This is a genomic window from Pseudomonas sp. FW306-02-D09B, assembly GCF_058782685.1.
This window is the reverse complement of the sequence record NZ_JBYSXY010000001.1, coordinates 175,672-192,027: the sequence shown is the minus strand read 5'-3', so window position 1 is coordinate 192,027 and position 16,356 is coordinate 175,672. Positions and strand designations below refer to the sequence as shown.

Here is a 16,356-nt window from a genome sequence, read left to right as displayed (position 1 = left end):
GTAAATACTCATGACCCTGACCCAACTCGAGATCTTTTCGCTGGTGGCCGAGCTGCACGGTTTCACCAGCGCGGCCAACCGCCTGGGCATCACCCAGTCGGCGGTGTCCCATGCCATCAAGTCGCTGGAGCAGGAACTCGGTGTCGAGTTGCTCAGACGGCATCAGGCCCACATCGAGCTCAGCGATATCGGTCAACAATTGCTGTTGCGCGCCCGCGCCATGCTCGGGCTGGCCAGCACCCTGCGCCAGGAAGCCGCGGATGCTCGCGGAATGAAACGCGGCACGCTGCGTATCGGCTCATTCGGACCGACCTCGTCGATCAAACTGCTGCCGAAGATTTTGCAGCACTACCGCGCGGCGTATCCCGGAATCGAGGTCCACGTTGACGAAGGCCCGGATCGGCAAGTGCTGCAATGGCTTGAAGAGCGGCGTATCGACATCGGTTTTGTGGTGTTGCCCGAAGAACGTTTCGATACGTTTGCGCTGGTGGAAGACCAGATGGTCGCGCTGATACCGGCTACTCATGAACTCGCCCGACGCGACAGCCTGAGCTTGAGCGATCTGTGTCACGACCCGTTCATTCTCACTGAAGCAGGCTCTTCGGAGCTGGTTTCGCACCTGTTCAGCACTGCCCGGCTGACCCCGGACATTCGCTATCGCAGCTCGCAATTGCTTAGCACACTGGAAACCGTCAGCCGTGGCGACGCCTTGACGCTGGTCGCCGAACTTTCGCTGCCAAACGCGGAACACGCGCGCTACGTGAAAAAGCCCCTTAAACCACCGGTCAAACGTCAGGTTGGCCTGGCGGTACTCGACCAGCGCCAGTCATCACCGGCGACCCTCGCGTTTATCAAATTGGCCATAAGTCTGGACTACCGTTGAAAAGCGCAAAGCCTTTACGCCATCTATCATGGCCCTTGTCTGTACTCTTTTTGAGAGGCAAGCCGTCGTCCTGCCTGCATCTGAGAGCCCTACTCTTCTGAGAGCCCTACTCCGTCGCCGCAGGTTCCACACATGCCCTTGACCTTCAAAGCCCGCCGCACGCCACGGACTCGCAACCTAATCACGCTGTTGGTCGGCTTGGTGCCTGTACTTCTGGGTTTCGTCATTCTGCACATGCAAGCCGGACGGGTGCTGGAGCAAAACACCCACCAAACGGCCGAAGAAGCGGTGCGGCAATTCGATTTGATGCTCGATGACACCGCGCTGGCGGCACAAGAACTGCTGCCGCTGGCCGGACAGCCTTGCGCCGATGTCAAACTGGCCCTGCGCGAACAAGTCACGCGCCGGCCCTTCGTGCGTTCGACCAATCTTGTGTGGGACAACAACATATATTGCAGTTCACTATTTGGCGACTATCAGGCAACGGTTGATCCTGGCGAGTACACACAAGGCAAGTTGTGGTTGATGAACGGCAACCCGGTCACACCCAATACCGCGGTGCTGGTGTATCGCCTCAGCGAAGGCAAGCAAGGCGCCCTGAGCGCCCTTGACGGCTATCACCTGAGCAACGTCCTGCGGCTGATTGGTCGCCAGACTCTACTGTTACTGCAAGTCGGCCCCCACTGGTTATCTACCGATGGCCAGGTCCACGAGGGCGCCCTGTCCGTATTCCCGGTAGCCCGAAGCAACCTTGCGTCTTCGCGGTATGCCTTTGAAGTAGAGGCCGGTTTTCCCGAGGGCGAAGTCTGGCGCTACATGAAAAGCGAATACCCGCCGCTGTTCAGCCTGCTGATCTTCTTTGGGGTGATTGCCGGGGCCATTGGTCATTGGCTACAGAAGCGCTCCTCATCACAGACTCATGAACTGCAACGGGCACTGGAAGCCAATGAGTTCATTCCTTACTTCCAGCCTGTGGTTCACGGTGATAGTAAAGAGTGGGCAGGCGTCGAGGTCCTGATGCGCTGGCAACACCCAAAAGAAGGCCTGGTGCGTCCGGACCTGTTCATTCCATTCGCCGAGCATTCCGGATTGATCGTGCCGATGACCCGCTCGTTGATGCGCCAGACTGCCGCGTTGCTCGCCCCGCATGCGCCTGTGTTCCATGAGCGCTTTCACATCGGCATCAACATCACCGCCAGCCACTGCCGTGACCTTGCGCTGGTAGACGATTGCCGCGAATTTCTCGCCGCCTTCCCGCCCGGCAAGGTTGCGCTGGTTCTGGAACTGACCGAGCGCGAGTTGATCGAACCCAACGCCATCACCCTTCAATTGTTCGAACAGTTACATGCGTTGGGGGTGATGATTGCGATCGATGATTTTGGCACCGGGCATTCTAGCCTGGGCTATTTGCGCCAGTTCAATGTGGACTTTCTGAAAATAGATCAGAGCTTTGTGGCGATGATCGGTGTTGATGCCTTGTCCCGCCACATACTCGACAGCATCATCGAACTCTCGGCCAAGCTGGACCTTGGTATCGTTGCCGAAGGTGTCGAAACCCTCGAACAGAGTGATTATCTTGCCCGTCACGGGGTGAACTTCCTGCAAGGCTACCTATTTGCACGACCGATGCCGGGCGCCGATTTCATTATTGCGTTGAACAGCCATTAATTAGCCACTTTGCGCGCTCCATGGACATCCTCAACAAAAGGATCCACGCCGCAAATTGCATCAAACAGCAACGTGCGTTACATCATGAAAAAGACGTGATTTACTCTGAGCGAATTAACTACTACAATTTTTCTTGCCTGCACAAGATTGACAGGTGAGCCATTAACACCGAGTCGCTACAAGGCTCTTGGCTTATAGCTTTGTTGGCGGTTGGTATCAGCCAAACACACTATTGGAGTAAAGATATTGTCCAGACTCGCTGAATTTCGTGCCGCTGAAAAGGCCCTTCAAGAACAGCTCGCGCAGCTGGAATCGCTGAAGAACGACGCCGGGCTCAAGAAAGAAATCGAATTCGAAGAAAAGCTCCAGGGGCTGATGAAAACCTACGGCAAGAGCTTGCGCGACATCATCGCCATTCTCAACCCGAACCCAAAATCCGGCCTGCTGCAGGCCGCCGCACCTAAAACTCGCCGCGCCCGCGTGGTCAAGGTTTATCAAAACCCGCACACCGGTGAACTGATTGAAACCAAGGGCGGCAATCACCGTGGCCTGAAAGCCTGGAAGGAACAATATGGTGCAAGCACCGTTGACTCCTGGCTGCGCACTTAAGCTTTCCTGCGCCCCCTCCAAAAGCCCTGCCTGTGCAGGGCTTTTTTATGCTCACCTATACTTAATGCAACGATGATCGTCGATCTAGTTGGAAACGCCGGCCAAATACCATGGGCATCCGGTACAACTTTCTGCTTAATCCCTTTGGGTATTAAACAACACCCCTCGGCACGGCTAACGTGCAGACATCGCGCACTACTAAAGTCTCAAACTGTTTCGCGCACTGCGTATTTCTTCCTGACTTGCGGCATAAGCCTCGGCTTGGCCTGCGTAGGAAAAAACATAGGCCTTATCGGCATCTAGCGCTGCGACTAATGTTTGCGACAACACATGTCGTCCATTCTGGGTGACCGTACAGGTGGTTTCCAGCGCTTGCAGCCTGCTCAATGTAGCGGGATGAATTTTGTTGCAAACACTTTGATAGCCGCCCTGAAAAAAATCCTTTTGCACGGACTTGCGCATTTCCAGCAGCACACCTTGCAAATTGACTTCATGCCCAGGCTCAACCTGGCTCATGGTCAACTCCATGACCAGCACCGGATCACCGTTTGCGTCGTTTTTCACCGCCCGCTGCCTTGAAACCCTGGGCGGTGTTTGAGTTGTCGCCTCCTCTTGTGGCAATACTTGCACTGCCCAGCCGCTGGGCCAGGTAATCTCGGGAAGCACAGTCTCGGCGCGGGCAACAGCCGAAAACAGGCAGGTCAAAACAAGCAGGTAGCGATACGGTCGAAACATTGCACTCAACACTGACGGGGCGAACGTTAAAGTCTGAGCCCCACCACGCCGTCAGGCAATAGCTGAACGTTTTGCTTTGGTGCAATACACCGCCTTGCGTATTATTGGCGTACTGCAAGCAAGCCTCATCAACTGCAAGCCAAGGGACAGCTCTTGTCTTGAGCGCCGTTTGCCCCACTTTTTTCCGGAGGGCCCATGAGCCTGCACGAACTGAACACCTTCCCCGGCGTTACCGCCCAACCTGACACCGCCACGCAGCAATTCGTCTTCAACCACACCATGTTGCGGGTCAAGGACATCACCAAGTCGCTGGATTTCTACACGCGCATCCTCGGCTTTACGCTGGTGGAAAAGCGCGATTTCCCGGAAGCCGAGTTCAGCCTGTATTTCCTGGCGCTGGTCGATAAGAACCAGATCCCGGCCGACGCCGCTGCACGCACCCAGTGGATGAAATCGATTCCCGGTATTCTTGAGCTGACTCACAACCACGGCACCGAGAACGATGCGGATTTCGCCTACCACAATGGCAACACCGACCCTCGCGGTTTCGGCCACATCTGCATTTCGGTGCCAGACATCCGTGCCGCGTGCGAGCGCTTCGAAGCCCTGGGCTGTGATTTCCAGAAACGCCTGAACGACGGCCGCATGAAGAGCCTGGCCTTCATCAAGGACCCGGATGCGTACTGGGTTGAGATCATTCAGCCGGCACCGCTGTAAGCCCCGCCTTTTGTAGGAGCAAGGCTTGCCCGCGATAGGCACAATGCGGATGGCCTGATCTACCGGGTCATCGTTCATCGCGAGCAAGCTTTGCTCCTACGCTAGCCTTTGCTACAAACAAAAAACCCCATGATCACTCATGGGGTTTTGTGTTTTCAGCGTTGACGTTTACGCAGGCGCAGAGGTGCGAATCAGGTGATCGAAGGCGCTCAGCGATGCCTTGGCACCCTCGCCTACCGCAATCACGATTTGCTTGTACGGCACGGTCGTTACATCGCCGGCGGCGAACACACCCGGTATCGAGGTCTCGCCACGGTTATCGACGATGATCTCGCCGCGCGGCGACAGCTCGACGGTGCCCTTGAGCCAATCGGTGTTCGGCAGCAAACCGATCTGCACGAAGATCCCTTCCAGCTCGATGCTCAGCACTTCGCCTGACTGACGATCCTTGTAACGCAAGCCGTTGACCTTCTGCCCATCGCCGGTCACTTCAGTGGTTTGCGCACTGGTGATCACGGTCACGTTCGGCAGGCTGTGCAACTTGCGCTGCAACACCGCATCGGCACGCAACTGCACATCGAACTCCAGCAACGTGACATGAGCAACGATACCGGCCAGGTCGATGGCCGCTTCGACCCCCGAGTTACCGCCACCAATCACCGCAACGCGCTTGCCTTTGAACAGCGGGCCGTCGCAGTGCGGGCAGTACGCCACGCCCTTGTTGCGATATTGCTGCTCGCCCGGAACGTTCATTTCACGCCAGCGAGCACCGGTCGCGAGGATCACGGTCCTGGCTTTCAGTGAAGCGCCGCTGGCGAACTTGATCTGGTGTAGCTCGCCGTTCTTGCCCGGCAGCAGCTTGTCGGCGCGTTGCAGGTTCATGATGTCGACGTCGTATTGCTTGACGTGTTCTTCCAGCGCGACGGCGAGCTTCGGCCCTTCCGTCTCCTGTACCGAGATGAAGTTTTCGATTGCCATGGTGTCCAGCACCTGACCACCAAAACGCTCGGCTGCAACGCCGGTACGAATGCCTTTACGGGCGGCGTAGATTGCTGCCGAAGCACCGGCTGGGCCGCCGCCGACGACCAGTACGTCAAAGGCGTCTTTGGCGCTGATCTTCTCGGCCTGACGCTCGATGGCGCTGGTGTCGATCTTGGCGATGATTTCTTCCAGGCCCATGCGCCCCTGAGCGAAATTCACGCCGTTCAGGTAGATGCTGGGCACGGCCATGATTTGCCGTTCAGTGACTTCGTCCTGGAACAGCGCGCCGTCGATGGCGACGTGACGGATGTTCGGGTTCAGCACCGCCATCAGGTTCAGCGCCTGGACCACGTCCGGGCAGTTCTGGCACGACAGCGAGAAGTAGGTCTCGAAGTTGAACTCGCCTTTGAGCGAGCGGATCTGTTCGATCACCTCGATACTGGCCTTCGAAGGGTGACCGCCAACTTGCAGCAAGGCCAGCACCAGCGAAGTGAATTCGTGCCCCATGGGGATACCGGCGAAACGCAGGCTGATATCGCTTCCCGGGCGGTTCAACGAGAACGATGGCTTGCGCGCATCGGTACCGCTGTCGAGCAAGGTAATTTGCTGGGAAAGACTGGCAACGTCTTTGAGTAACGCGAGCATTTCCTGGGATTTCGCGCCGTCGTCGAGGGAGGCGACGATCTCGATCGGCTGGGTGACCCGTTCCAGGTATGACTTCAACTGAGCTTTAAGATTGGCGTCCAACATACGGGCGATTTCCATTTTGTATACGGTAGAAAAAACAACGCCCGAGCGAATCTCGCCCGGGCGTTTTTTGGGCGGTGCAGCTTACTTAAGTGCGGATTAGCGCTCTTGAGTGGCTCACAGACTCAGATCTTGCCGACCAGGTCCAGGGACGGAGCCAGGGTGGCCTCGCCTTCTTTCCACTTGGCTGGGCAGACTTCGCCCGGGTGAGCGGCAACGTACTGGGCAGCCTTGATTTTGCGCAGCAGCTCGGAAGCGTCACGGCCTACACCGCCGTCGTTCAGCTCGACGATTTTGATCTGGCCTTCAGGGTTGATCACGAAGGTGCCACGGTCAGCCAGGCCGACTTCTTCGATCAGCACGTCGAAGTTACGGGAGATCACGTGGGTCGGATCGCCAATCATGGTGTACTTGATTTTTTCGATCGCTGGCGAAGTGTTGTGCCATGCAGCGTGGGCAAAGTGGGTGTCGGTCGACACGCTGTAGATTTCTACGCCAAGCTTCTGGAATGCATCGTAGTTGTCAGCCAGGTCTTCCAGCTCGGTTGGGCAAACGAAGGTGAAGTCGGCCGGGTAGAAGAACACGACGGACCATTTGCCTTTCAGATCGGCGTCCGACACTTCGACGAATGCGCCGTTTTTGAATGCGGTAGCGTTGAACGGTTTTACGTGGCTGTTGATGATAGGCATCGTTGACTCTCCGTCAGGGGTTGAGAAGTTGATGGAGTGAATCCTACCCACTCGACCGACGGATGGCTCATTGGCAAACCTGATGCTACTCATTGGTTTTCGCTATTAGCCAGCACTCTCAATAGAAGAAAACCGTATCAATTCGCCAACAGCCTGTTCAGCGATCCACGCCATCCCGAGAAACGGGCTGGCCTGCGCGATCAACGCAGAGCCAGATACCGTTTCAGAGAGAATGGGGAGATTAGCCCGCTACCGGAGTGCGCATGGTGACAAACTCTTCGGCAGCGGTAGGATGCACGCCGATGGTTTCGTCGAAATCGCGCTTGGTGGCGCCAGCCTTCAAGGCAATCGCCAGGCCCTGAACGATCTCACCCGCTTCCGGGCCGACCATGTGGCAACCCAAAACCTTGTCGGTCTTGGCGTCCACCACCAATTTCATCAATGTGCGCTCCTGGCACTCGGTCATGGTCAGCTTCATCGGCCGGAAACGGCTTTCGAAAATCTGCACCTCATAACCCTCTTCCCTCGCCTGTTCTTCACTCAGGCCAACGGTGCCAATGTTCGGCAAGCTGAATACCGCCGTGGGAATCATCTTGTAGTCGACCAGACGATACTGCTCAGGCTTGAACAACCGACGCGCCACCGCCATGCCTTCAGCCAGGGCTACCGGCGTCAATTGCACGCGACCGATCACATCGCCAATCGCCAGAATCGATGGCTCAGCGGTTTGATACAACTCGTCGACTTCGACAAAGCCTTTCTTGTCGAGCGTGACCTTGGTGTTCTCCAACCCCAGGTTGTCGACCATTGGACGACGCCCCGTGGCGTAGAACACGCAATCTGCCTGCAACTCGCGACCATCCTTGAGGGTCACGTTCAAACTGCCATCAGCCTGCTTTTCGATGCGCTCGATGTCGGCATTGAATTGCAGGTTCATCCCGCGCTTGGTCAGTTCCTCCTGCAAATGCTTGCGCACCGAGCCGTCGAAGCCACGCAGGAACAGCTCACCGCGATACAGCAAGGTGGTTTCGGCGCCCAGCCCGTGGAAAATCCCGGCGAACTCTACGGCGATATAGCCGCCACCGACCACTAGAACGCGCTTGGGCAGCTCTTTGAGGAAAAACGCCTGGTTGGAGCTGATGGCGTGCTCGTGCCCCGGAATCTCGGGGATCTGCGGCCAGCCGCCGGTGGCAATCAGAATGTGCTTGGCGGTATGCCGCTCGCCGTTGATCTCGACCTCATGCGGGCCAACGATTTTGGCGTGACCTTCATGCAAGGTTACGCCGCTGCCGACCAGCAGATTGCGGTAGATACCGTTCAGCCGATTGATCTCGCGATCCTTGTTGGCGATCAGCGTTGCCCAATCGAAATTCGCCTCGCCCAACGACCAGCCAAAGCCCTGCGACTGCTCGAAGTCTTCGGCAAAATGCGCCCCGTAAACCAACAACTTCTTCGGCACGCAGCCAACGTTGACGCAAGTCCCGCCCAGATAGCGGCTCTCGGCCACTGCCACTTTCGCGCCGAAACCTGCTGCGAAACGTGCTGCTCGTACACCGCCGGAACCGGCGCCAATCACATAAAGGTCAAAATCGTAGGCCATTTTCAATCTCCTCGGCAGGCCACAAGCATACCCGCTGCAGCTTTCTCGGTCAGCGCTGCGAATGACATGGGGCCGGAAAACGAAAAAGCCACCCGAAGGTGGCTTTTCAGAACAAAACAGCGAAGCGCTTTTAGTAAGCCTTGCCAGTCTTGTAGAAGTGTTCGAAGCAGAAGTTGGTCGCTTCGATGTAGCCTTCAGCGCCACCGCAGTCGAAACGCGTGCCTTTGAACTTGTAGGCAATCACGCAACCGTCTTGCGCCTGTTTCATCAGGGCGTCGGTGATCTGGATCTCGCCGCCTTTGCCTGGCTCGGTTTCTTCGATCAGCTTGAAGATGTCCGGGGTCAGGATGTAGCGACCGATGATTGCCAGGTTGGATGGAGCATCTTCCGGCTTTGGCTTCTCGACCATGTTGCGGACGCGGTACAGGTCGTCACCGATCAAATCGCCAGCGATCACGCCGTATTTGTTGGTTTCCTGCGGGTCGACTTCCTGGATCGCGACGATGGTGCAACGGTACTGTTTGTACAGTTTGACCATCTGGGTCAGTACGCCGTCGCCGTCCAGGTTGACGCACAAGTCGTCCGCCAGCACGACCGCGAACGGTTCGTCGCCGATCAATGGACGGCCGGTCAGAATCGCGTGACCCAGGCCTTTCATTTCGGTTTGACGGGTGTAGGAGAACGAACACTCGTCAAGCAGTTTACGGATGCCGACCAGGTACTTCTCTTTGTCAGTACCCTTGATCTGGTTTTCCAGCTCGTAGCTGATGTCGAAGTGGTCTTCCAGGGCGCGTTTGCCACGACCAGTCACGATGGAGATTTCTGTCAAACCAGCGTCCAGCGCTTCTTCAACGCCGTACTGGATCAGTGGCTTGTTCACCACCGGCAGCATTTCTTTAGGCATGGCTTTAGTCGCTGGCAGGAAGCGAGTACCGTAACCGGCTGCTGGGAACAAGCATTTCTTGATCATAAAAGTCCTTAAAAGGGCTGTGTGTACGAGTTTCGGCGCAGTCTAATCAGCCGGCGAGCACCTTACAATGCCCCACACTGGCTAACCGATGCCATCATAGAGAAATATTCTGGCGGATAGTTCCGCAACGACGCAGATTAGCCTCCAGGCCAAGGCGTACGGAACAACGCAAAGACTTCACTTTAGACCAGTGAACGCGCCGGGACACGTTTCCAGTTATCATTGCGCGATTGAACCAGCCAACGAGGCAGATAGATGTCGGCAGCAAAAAGCGTAAACGGTTACCTGATCAATCAAGCCAAAGATCGCCAGTGGTGGGTCGACAGCGTCAGCGGCGAAAACATCGCCGGGCCTTTCCCCACGGAAGCCTTGGCGATTGAAGTCGCCTCGGTGCTGCAAGACACCCCGCCTGCACCCAAGCGGCGCGGCGCCAAACCTGAGTAACACAGCCCTCGAAAGAGCCCTGCTAACGCGCAGGGCTTTTTTGTGTTTGTCTGTACCGAAATGGTTGTTCGCTATAGCATCTGGCTTCAGGGCGACTCGCGCCCCTTACACACTGTTCACTCGATGACGACCCAAACATGAAAAAATATCTGGCTCTGATTGCGGTGCTGGCCTTGAGCGGTTGCGCTACTGCATCCAAAACCTATCTGAACAATGGCGAGCAAGGCCTTTCGATCGACTGCTCGGGTGAAGCCAACTCCTGGGCCAAATGTTATCAAATGGCTGACGATTCCTGCGCGGGTACCGGCTATCGGATCATTGGCACCGATGGCACGCCAGCCACCAAGGAAAGCGACAAGACCCTGGGCGTCGACGTTGGCAACTACAAGAGCCGCAGCGTCGTAGTGGTGTGCAAGTAACCGGCAAGACGCTATGGCCGTTACATGTGAATTTCGGCGAATTTGATCCCGAGCCCGCGTACTGTCTCGATCAAATCATCCAGCCGACTAAATGATTCGACCTCGTCGTTTTCATCCACCAGGAAATAGCTGCGCCCTGCACTTTTCTTGAAGAACACAATCCACTCCCCGGAGTTTGCCGGGTTTTGAATCACATGCGTCGCAGAGATGTGCCCCTCTGCATGCCGCTCTCTTACTTGCTCTCGCTTCATTGACCACTCCAGAAATGACAGTGCCGCCCAAGCCCGAAGCTGGACGGCACTCCTGCTGATTGACGACAGTTTATCGGACGATACGGTCAATCAGCCAATTTCAAATTCAGCGAGCGAGAGAGAATCGCCGAAAAAACTATGAGCCAGAAATGCATGTGTTGGCCGCATCCTGCACATCTCCAGGCCGAATTGGCACATTGGACATGCTTTCGTGGAGCTTGATGCTACTTCCGCCGGATCGCTCTTCGATGTCAAACACCGCAGACGGACTCGCAGACAGTTTTCCTGCAACAATGACCCGGACACCATCCTTGTTGTAGGGCTCCATTTGTACAGCCCCTCGGGTACTGGCCAAATGTTTGGCCACGCAGTCGGCGTACGCTTGAGGTTTTTTCCCCGAGATCACATTCATGGTTGGCAGCGTCTGACTAATGTCCGAGACAGTCGCGCAACCACTCATCGCCAACGCCAGTACCAAAACACCCCGCTTCATACGAATCCTCCCTTAAAGACGCTCCGACAGCGCAAATACTGTTTTTCTCCGGAGACCGCTGCTTTATCACCCATAAAAACCCGAATAGCTGTTTTTAATTGTCAAAGCACCTCGCGGTAGCCCAATAATAAACCGTTCGGGCTGATAAACTGCGCCATCGCCCATGCTATCGTTTTGATTTTGTAGAAAAAGCCCTTCTGGAGGCGCCCCCAATGAAATTTATCCACCAGCGCGAGCACCTCAATGAAGATGACATTGTCGTCATTCAATGCTCCCAAATGTGCAACATCCGCTTGATGAACGACGCCAATTTTCGCAGCTTCAAGAATGGCGGCCGCCACACCTACCACGGCGGCGCGTTTGACACCTTCCCTGCGAAAATCACCGCGCCAAGCACCGGTTTCTGGAACATCACCATCGACACGGTCAACCGCCGGCCAATCAGCGTGACCCGCAAACCGACCCTGACCCACTCGATCAAAATCATCCGCCGGTCCAGCTCGAAACTCAGCTGAGACCTCGGCCCGCACTGCGACAGACAGGTACGACCGTGGCCCAAACGACTAAATACGTCATCAAATACAAACTCAACGAAGAACGCCGTTTCGAGTTCGCCCAGCTTGAAGCCGGCACCGAAGAAGAAGCCAGAGCGGCACTCGAAGCGATTCACGGCGACTTGTCCGGGATCAGCGATATAAAGGTCAGCAAAGCGCTGTAACCCCTGGCACAACCACTCCGGAGTTCGACCGCAAGCACCGGAGTGTCGCCCGCCTTCGTACTCCCCAGACTGGCACACCTCAACCTTGAGTTCAGGAGCCGGACATGTCGATTTCTTTGCCGCACAACACCTCGGTAGCGCGTTATATCGACGGTGTCCGCGCAATGGGCGAACAGCCTCTGATCTCGCGTATCAATGCACTGGATTGGCCTTCCCTGGAGCAAGACCTCGACCGGGACGGCTGCGCGACAATCAAAGGACTGCTCAACCCCGAGCAATGTGCAGACCTCAGCGCGCTCTATGCTCAGCCTGCGCTTTTCCGCTCGCACGTGATAATGGCCCGGCATGGTTTCGGGCGCGGCGAGTACAAATATTTCAGATACCCGCTGCCGGATATCGTTGCTTGCCTGCGCGGCACGCTCTACTCAAGGCTTGTCCCGCTGGCCAATCGCTGGAATGAACGGATGGGCTTGCCCGGGCGCTTTCCCACGGAACACGCAGCCTTCCTGCAACGTTGTCATGACGCCGGACAGGAGCGCCCTACGCCGCTGTTGCTGCAATATGGTCCGCAGGACTACAACTGTTTGCATCAGGATCTGTACGGCGAGCATGTGTTCCCGCTGCAAGTGGCGATTCTGCTGTCCACTCCCGGCGAAGATTTTACCGGCGGCGAATTCGTGCTCACCGAGCAACGCCCACGGATGCAATCACGGCCCATGGTGATGAGCCTGGAAAAAGGCGATGCGCTGTTTTTTGCCGTGCATCAGCGCCCGGTCAAAGGTGTTCGCGGCGATTACCGGGTGAACCTGCGCCACGGCGTCAGTCGCCTGCACAGCGGCAAACGGCATACCCTTGGAGTGATCTTTCACGATGCGCAGTAAAGCGATGCCTCCAGCGACCTTCGAGCTGTTTGCCGATGAAGACCGGCAACCGGCCAGAACCGAGAAAATCGGCGAACAGTCTTTCGTTCTGCGAGGTTTCGCCCTGCCCTGGGTGGTGCAATTGCTGCCGGCGCTGGAGAAGATTCTACTGGCCGCACCGTTTCGGCAGATGGTCACTCCTGGCGGTTTCACCATGTCTGTAGGCTTGAGCAGTTGTGGCACGCTGGGCTGGACCACCGATCGCAGTGGCTATCGCTACACTCGCATCGATCCCGTCAGCGGCCAGCCCTGGCCGGCGATGCCCGAGGTCTTTCGGGAACTGGCACAGGCTGCCGCACGAGAAGCCGGTTTCCATCACTTCGAGCCCGATGCCTGCCTGATCAACCGATACCTGCCGGGCGCCAAGATGTCGCTGCATCAGGACAAGGATGAACGGTCCTACGATCCGCCGATTGTTTCGGTGTCCCTCGGTCTGCCGGCGATGTTCCTGTTCGGCGGCTTCAAGCGCAGCGACACACACCTGCGAGTGCCGCTGTTTCACGGTGACATCGTGGTCTGGGGCGGCGTGGATCGCTTGCGTTATCACGGCGTGCTGCCGCTCAAGGAGGGTCATCACCCGCAACTGGGCGGACAGCGAATCAACTTCACCTTCCGCACGGCGGGATGACATCCGGAATTTGACCGCAAGCGCCGGAGTGTCCTCAGCGCCCACACTCGCTAGGCTGCGTATGAATAAACCTTCTACCGGTATCCCCCATGACCACTGCCAAACCCACCACAGAACAAGATCCCCGTTGGTCCGCGGTGCTGGCGCGCGACCCGCGCGCTGACGGTCAGTTCGTCTACGCGGTGAAAACCACCGGGATCTACTGCCGCCCGAGCAGCCTGGCGCGATTGCCGAAACCGGAAAACGTCGAGTTTTTCGATACCGAGGAACAGGCTCAGGCGGCCGGTTATCGCCCAAGCAAACGCGCTGCAACAGACCAGACTCATCTCGCCGCGCAGCACGCCACACTGGTCGCTGCAGCCTGTCGGCAGATCGAGGCTGCCGAGACATTGCCCAGCTTGAACGAACTGGCAGAGACCGCACGAATGAGCGCTTTCCACTTTCACCGGGTGTTCAAGGCTGTCACTGGCCTGACACCCAAGGGCTATGCCACTGCACAACGTTCACGCAGGGTTCGTGAACGCCTGGAAGTCGCCGGTTCGGTGACCGACGCGCTGTATGAGGCAGGTTTCAATTCCAACAGCCGCTTCTACGAGTCCGCCGATCATCTGCTTGGCATGAAGCCCAGCGACTACCGCGCTGCGGGCCAGAATACCGACATCCGCTTTGCCGTCGGCCAATGTTCATTAGGGGCGATTCTGGTGGCGCAAAGTCAACGCGGGGTGTGCGCGATCCTCTTGGGGGATGATCCCCATGCTTTGGTCTGCGACCTTCAAGACCGGTTCCGCCAGGCCAACCTGATTGGCGCCGACCATGACTTCGAACAGCTGATTGCCAAGGTGGTGGGTTTCATCGAAGCCCCGGCGCTTGGCCTGGACCTGCCGCTGGATGTGCGCGGCACGGCGTTTCAGGAGCGGGTGTGGATGGCGCTGCGCGATATCCCGGCGGGCAGCACCGCCAGCTACGCCGAAATTGCCCAGCGCATCGGCGCGCCAAAAGCCTTCCGTGCCGTGGCCCAGGCTTGCGGTGCCAACAACCTCGCGGTGGCCATTCCCTGCCATCGGGTGGTGCGCAGCAATGGCGATCTCTCGGGCTACCGCTGGGGGGTGGAGCGCAAGCGTCAACTGCTTGCGCGTGAAACCAAATCTCAGAAAATGCCGATATGCACAGCCACTGACTCTGGGCCGGTATAGGCCTCAAAGTCGGTGGCAAATCGGCGTTTGACCTGCGGATTGGCCTCGAAATACGCCCAGATGCTGCCCCACGCCTCGATGACACAGCCCGGCATCGGCCCCTTCGCCTCGAAAACCAGATACTGGCCGCCCTGCACCTCAATGCTTTCGTAACCGGGGGCGGCTTCATTGACCGCCACCCCGGCCGTCACATCGAAAGCCCCGGATGCATCGGACTCATAGCTGGAGTACACCCCGTAAGCCGGTGAGTCCGGCTTCTTATTGGCAATCTTGTCAAACAGCCCTTCGGCAAAAAATCGCTGCCACATCGGACCGATTCTGGCGGTAGCTGCCTGCTGCTCGGCGCTGTTAAACGTACGTACACGCAATCCCGATACGCGGAATGGCGAAACATCAAGTTGCTTCAAATCCATGGAACAGTTCCTCCGTCGTTAACGATTCACATCCACCACAAGCGGCCACCATGCCATTGGCGTGAGCGCTGGCACAACCGGACACTACAACTTTGTTGCGCTCGGCATCTGCGCCTAAAGGCCACTGGCCTTGTGACGCTGACTCCTGCTACAAAAGCCGCTCTTGTCATAAGGAGGACGTTGCGATGAACCCGTGGCCTGACACCCGTATTCTTGATCTGCTCGGCATTGAACTGCCGATCATCCAGGCTCCCATGGCTGGCGCCACCGGATCGGCCATGGTCATTGCGGCCAGCAATGCCGGCGCCCTGGGCTCAATGCCCGCGGCCATGCTCAGCGTCGAACAGTTGCGCGAAGAGCTGAAGGTCATCCGGCAACACAGCCAGCGCCCGTTCAACGTGAACTTCTTCTGCCATCAACCACCCGTGGCCGACGAGCAACGCGCTCAGCAATGGAAAAACCTGCTGGAACCGTATTACCGCGAGCTGGGCGCTGACTTCGACGCACCGACCCCGGTTTCCAATCGCGCGCCGTTCGATGCCGCCGCCTGCGCGGTGGTCGAAGAGTTCCGTCCGCAGGTGGTGAGTTTTCACTTCGGCCTACCGGAAAAATCCCTGCTCGATCGGGTCAAAGCCACTGGCGCGAAGGTCCTGTCTTCGGCAACTACCGTCGATGAGGCCATCTGGCTGGAACAGCATGGCTGCGACGCGATTATCGCCATGGGCTACGAGGCCGGAGGCCATCGCGGGATGTTTCTCAGCGATGATCTGAACAGTCAGGTCGGTACCTTTGCCCTGGTACCGCAGATCGTCGATGCCGTCAGCGTACCGGTGATCGCTGCGGGCGGGATCGGCGACGCACGCGGGATTGTCGCCGCCTTCGCCTTGGGGGCCTCGGCAGTGCAACTGGGCACCGCCTACCTGTTTACCCCGGAAGCCAAGGTCAGCGCCTCCCATCACCGGGCCTTGCGCAGCGCCAAGGAAAGCGAGACGGCGCTGACCAATATTTTTACCGGGCGTGCGGCGCGAGGGATTCTCAATCGGGTCATGCGCGAACTCGGCCCGATCAGCCCGCAAGCTCCGGCCTTCCCATTGGCCGGCGGCGCGCTGATGCCACTGCGTGCCAAGGATGAAGCGGACTTCAGCAACCTCTGGGCCGGACAAGCGCTACGGCTTGGGGTTGAATTACCGACCGCTGAGTTGACCCAGCGTTTGGCTGACGAGGCGCTGGCCTTGATGGCGCGTCGCTAAACACCATTTGATCGTTCCCATGCTTTGC

At 57.6% G+C, this 16,356-nt stretch carries 20 protein-coding genes; 12 read left to right on the top strand and 8 right to left on the bottom strand.

The features are described from left to right. Positions 1-10 precede the first annotated feature (10 nt). From AC3WK5_RS01010 to AC3WK5_RS01000, 3 genes are all read left to right on the top strand, one after another. On the top strand, positions 11-883 hold the full coding sequence (locus AC3WK5_RS01010) for a LysR family transcriptional regulator (protein WP_054597716.1): 873 nt from the start codon (positions 11-13) through the stop codon (positions 881-883). Positions 884-1,015: 132 nt separating this feature from the next. Then, complete coding sequence (locus AC3WK5_RS01005; protein ID WP_103316382.1) at positions 1,016-2,551, top strand: EAL domain-containing protein; 1,536 nt, start codon at positions 1,016-1,018, stop codon at positions 2,549-2,551. Positions 2,552-2,797: 246 nt separating this feature from the next. Further along, positions 2,798-3,160, top strand: a complete 363-nt coding sequence (locus AC3WK5_RS01000) for a histone-like nucleoid-structuring protein, MvaT/MvaU family (RefSeq protein ID WP_054597718.1) — start codon at positions 2,798-2,800, stop codon at positions 3,158-3,160. Positions 3,161-3,358: 198 nt separating this feature from the next. Here AC3WK5_RS01000 and AC3WK5_RS00995 read toward each other — a convergent pair whose 3' ends face one another. Beyond that, the gene (locus AC3WK5_RS00995; RefSeq protein ID WP_054597719.1) at positions 3,359-3,895 is read right to left on the bottom strand and encodes a DUF4946 domain-containing protein; all 537 of its coding nucleotides are present in this window, start codon (positions 3,893-3,895) and stop codon (positions 3,359-3,361) included. 195 nt (positions 3,896-4,090) lie between these two features. On the opposite strand from AC3WK5_RS00995, the gene gloA reads away from it, so the two are divergent. After that, positions 4,091-4,612 (top strand): lactoylglutathione lyase, encoded by a 522-nt coding sequence (gene gloA / locus AC3WK5_RS00990; protein WP_103316383.1) that lies wholly within the window; start codon positions 4,091-4,093, stop codon positions 4,610-4,612. A 168-nt stretch (positions 4,613-4,780) separates the two neighbouring features. On the opposite strand, the gene ahpF is transcribed toward gloA, so the two are convergent. The 4 genes from ahpF to galU all read right to left on the bottom strand — a co-directional run bounded on the left by ahpF (position 4,781) and on the right by galU (position 9,599). Next, complete coding sequence (gene ahpF / locus AC3WK5_RS00985) at positions 4,781-6,343, bottom strand: alkyl hydroperoxide reductase subunit F (protein ID WP_103316384.1); 1,563 nt, start codon at positions 6,341-6,343, stop codon at positions 4,781-4,783. 122 nt (positions 6,344-6,465) lie between these two features. Then, positions 6,466-7,029: an alkyl hydroperoxide reductase subunit C gene (ahpC, locus tag AC3WK5_RS00980; protein WP_054597722.1), complete on the bottom strand. Its 564-nt coding sequence runs from the start codon at positions 7,027-7,029 to the stop codon at positions 6,466-6,468. A 241-nt stretch (positions 7,030-7,270) separates the two neighbouring features. Next, positions 7,271-8,629 (bottom strand): glutathione-disulfide reductase, encoded by a 1,359-nt coding sequence (gene gorA / locus AC3WK5_RS00975; protein WP_054597723.1) that lies wholly within the window; start codon positions 8,627-8,629, stop codon positions 7,271-7,273. A 130-nt stretch (positions 8,630-8,759) separates the two neighbouring features. Then, the gene (gene galU, locus AC3WK5_RS00970; RefSeq protein WP_054597724.1) at positions 8,760-9,599 is read right to left on the bottom strand and encodes a UTP--glucose-1-phosphate uridylyltransferase GalU; all 840 of its coding nucleotides are present in this window, start codon (positions 9,597-9,599) and stop codon (positions 8,760-8,762) included. A gap of 255 nt (positions 9,600-9,854) precedes the next feature. Here galU and AC3WK5_RS00965 point away from each other — a divergent pair, with 255 nt between their 5' ends. Together AC3WK5_RS00965 and AC3WK5_RS00960 are read left to right on the top strand one after the other, a co-directional pair. After that, complete coding sequence (locus tag AC3WK5_RS00965; protein ID WP_054597725.1) at positions 9,855-10,043, top strand: hypothetical protein; 189 nt, start codon at positions 9,855-9,857, stop codon at positions 10,041-10,043. Between the two features lie 137 nt (positions 10,044-10,180). Beyond that, the gene (locus AC3WK5_RS00960; RefSeq protein WP_054597726.1) at positions 10,181-10,462 is read left to right on the top strand and encodes a hypothetical protein; all 282 of its coding nucleotides are present in this window, start codon (positions 10,181-10,183) and stop codon (positions 10,460-10,462) included. Between the two features lie 20 nt (positions 10,463-10,482). On the opposite strand, the gene AC3WK5_RS00955 is transcribed toward AC3WK5_RS00960, so the two are convergent. Both AC3WK5_RS00955 and AC3WK5_RS00950 read right to left on the bottom strand, forming a co-directional pair. Further along, positions 10,483-10,713 carry a hypothetical protein gene (locus tag AC3WK5_RS00955; RefSeq protein ID WP_054597727.1) on the bottom strand — a complete coding sequence of 77 codons (231 nt, stop codon included), beginning with the start codon at positions 10,711-10,713 and terminating at the stop codon, positions 10,483-10,485. Positions 10,714-10,849: 136 nt separating this feature from the next. Next, the gene (locus tag AC3WK5_RS00950; protein WP_054597728.1) at positions 10,850-11,206 is read right to left on the bottom strand and encodes a hypothetical protein; all 357 of its coding nucleotides are present in this window, start codon (positions 11,204-11,206) and stop codon (positions 10,850-10,852) included. A 212-nt stretch (positions 11,207-11,418) separates the two neighbouring features. On the opposite strand from AC3WK5_RS00950, the gene AC3WK5_RS00945 reads away from it, so the two are divergent. The 5 genes from AC3WK5_RS00945 to ada all read left to right on the top strand — a co-directional run bounded on the left by AC3WK5_RS00945 (position 11,419) and on the right by ada (position 14,665). After that, on the top strand, positions 11,419-11,721 hold the full coding sequence (locus AC3WK5_RS00945; protein ID WP_019690029.1) for a DUF1883 domain-containing protein: 303 nt from the start codon (positions 11,419-11,421) through the stop codon (positions 11,719-11,721). A gap of 35 nt (positions 11,722-11,756) precedes the next feature. After that, a complete protein-coding gene (locus AC3WK5_RS00940; protein WP_177474817.1) occupies positions 11,757-11,924 on the top strand; it encodes a hypothetical protein in 168 nt (55 codons plus the stop codon). 164 nt (positions 11,925-12,088) lie between these two features. After that, entirely contained in the window at positions 12,089-12,805 is a 717-nt protein-coding gene (locus AC3WK5_RS00935) for a 2OG-Fe(II) oxygenase (RefSeq protein WP_103316458.1), read from the top strand. Positions 12,806-12,809: 4 nt separating this feature from the next. Further along, on the top strand, positions 12,810-13,472 hold the full coding sequence (alkB, locus tag AC3WK5_RS00930; protein ID WP_371919129.1) for a DNA oxidative demethylase AlkB: 663 nt from the start codon (positions 12,810-12,812) through the stop codon (positions 13,470-13,472). 89 nt (positions 13,473-13,561) lie between these two features. After that, positions 13,562-14,665 carry a bifunctional DNA-binding transcriptional regulator/O6-methylguanine-DNA methyltransferase Ada gene (gene ada / locus AC3WK5_RS00925; protein ID WP_103316386.1) on the top strand — a complete coding sequence of 368 codons (1,104 nt, stop codon included), beginning with the start codon at positions 13,562-13,564 and terminating at the stop codon, positions 14,663-14,665. Here ada and AC3WK5_RS00920 read toward each other — a convergent pair. Continuing rightward, positions 14,620-15,078 carry a GyrI-like domain-containing protein gene (locus AC3WK5_RS00920; protein ID WP_103316387.1) on the bottom strand — a complete coding sequence of 153 codons (459 nt, stop codon included), beginning with the start codon at positions 15,076-15,078 and terminating at the stop codon, positions 14,620-14,622. The two genes, ada and AC3WK5_RS00920, sit on opposite strands and share 46 nt — an antisense overlap. A 185-nt stretch (positions 15,079-15,263) precedes the next feature. Between AC3WK5_RS00920 and AC3WK5_RS00915 the strand changes: the two genes are divergently transcribed. Beyond that, entirely contained in the window at positions 15,264-16,328 is a 1,065-nt protein-coding gene (locus AC3WK5_RS00915) for an NAD(P)H-dependent flavin oxidoreductase (RefSeq protein ID WP_103316388.1), read from the top strand. Positions 16,329-16,356 lie beyond the last annotated feature (28 nt).

Bases quoted from the DNA above. Each gene is read 5' to 3' on its own strand.
- AC3WK5_RS01005 (WP_103316382.1), top strand. From the start codon at position 1,016: ATGCCCTTGACCTTCAAAGCCCGCCGCACGCCACGGACTCGCAACCTA.
- AC3WK5_RS00955 (WP_054597727.1), bottom strand. From the start codon at position 10,713: ATGAAGCGAGAGCAAGTAAGAGAGCGGCATGCAGAGGGGCACATCTCT.
- ahpC (WP_054597722.1), bottom strand. From the start codon at position 7,029: ATGCCTATCATCAACAGCCACGTAAAACCGTTCAACGCTACCGCATTC.
- AC3WK5_RS00920 (WP_103316387.1), bottom strand. From the start codon at position 15,078: ATGGATTTGAAGCAACTTGATGTTTCGCCATTCCGCGTATCGGGATTG.
- AC3WK5_RS00995 (WP_054597719.1), bottom strand. From the start codon at position 3,895: ATGTTTCGACCGTATCGCTACCTGCTTGTTTTGACCTGCCTGTTTTCG.
- AC3WK5_RS01010 (WP_054597716.1), top strand. From the start codon at position 11: ATGACCCTGACCCAACTCGAGATCTTTTCGCTGGTGGCCGAGCTGCAC.
- gorA (WP_054597723.1), bottom strand. From the start codon at position 8,629: ATGGCCTACGATTTTGACCTTTATGTGATTGGCGCCGGTTCCGGCGGT.
- AC3WK5_RS00950 (WP_054597728.1), bottom strand. From the start codon at position 11,206: ATGAAGCGGGGTGTTTTGGTACTGGCGTTGGCGATGAGTGGTTGCGCG.
- AC3WK5_RS00915 (WP_103316388.1), top strand. From the start codon at position 15,264: ATGAACCCGTGGCCTGACACCCGTATTCTTGATCTGCTCGGCATTGAA.
- AC3WK5_RS00960 (WP_054597726.1), top strand. From the start codon at position 10,181: ATGAAAAAATATCTGGCTCTGATTGCGGTGCTGGCCTTGAGCGGTTGC.
- galU (WP_054597724.1), bottom strand. From the start codon at position 9,599: ATGATCAAGAAATGCTTGTTCCCAGCAGCCGGTTACGGTACTCGCTTC.
- ada (WP_103316386.1), top strand. From the start codon at position 13,562: ATGACCACTGCCAAACCCACCACAGAACAAGATCCCCGTTGGTCCGCG.
- AC3WK5_RS00935 (WP_103316458.1), top strand. From the start codon at position 12,089: ATGGGCGAACAGCCTCTGATCTCGCGTATCAATGCACTGGATTGGCCT.
- ahpF (WP_103316384.1), bottom strand. From the start codon at position 6,343: ATGTTGGACGCCAATCTTAAAGCTCAGTTGAAGTCATACCTGGAACGG.
- AC3WK5_RS00965 (WP_054597725.1), top strand. From the start codon at position 9,855: ATGTCGGCAGCAAAAAGCGTAAACGGTTACCTGATCAATCAAGCCAAA.
- gloA (WP_103316383.1), top strand. From the start codon at position 4,091: ATGAGCCTGCACGAACTGAACACCTTCCCCGGCGTTACCGCCCAACCT.
- alkB (WP_371919129.1), top strand. From the start codon at position 12,810: ATGCCTCCAGCGACCTTCGAGCTGTTTGCCGATGAAGACCGGCAACCG.
- AC3WK5_RS00945 (WP_019690029.1), top strand. From the start codon at position 11,419: ATGAAATTTATCCACCAGCGCGAGCACCTCAATGAAGATGACATTGTC.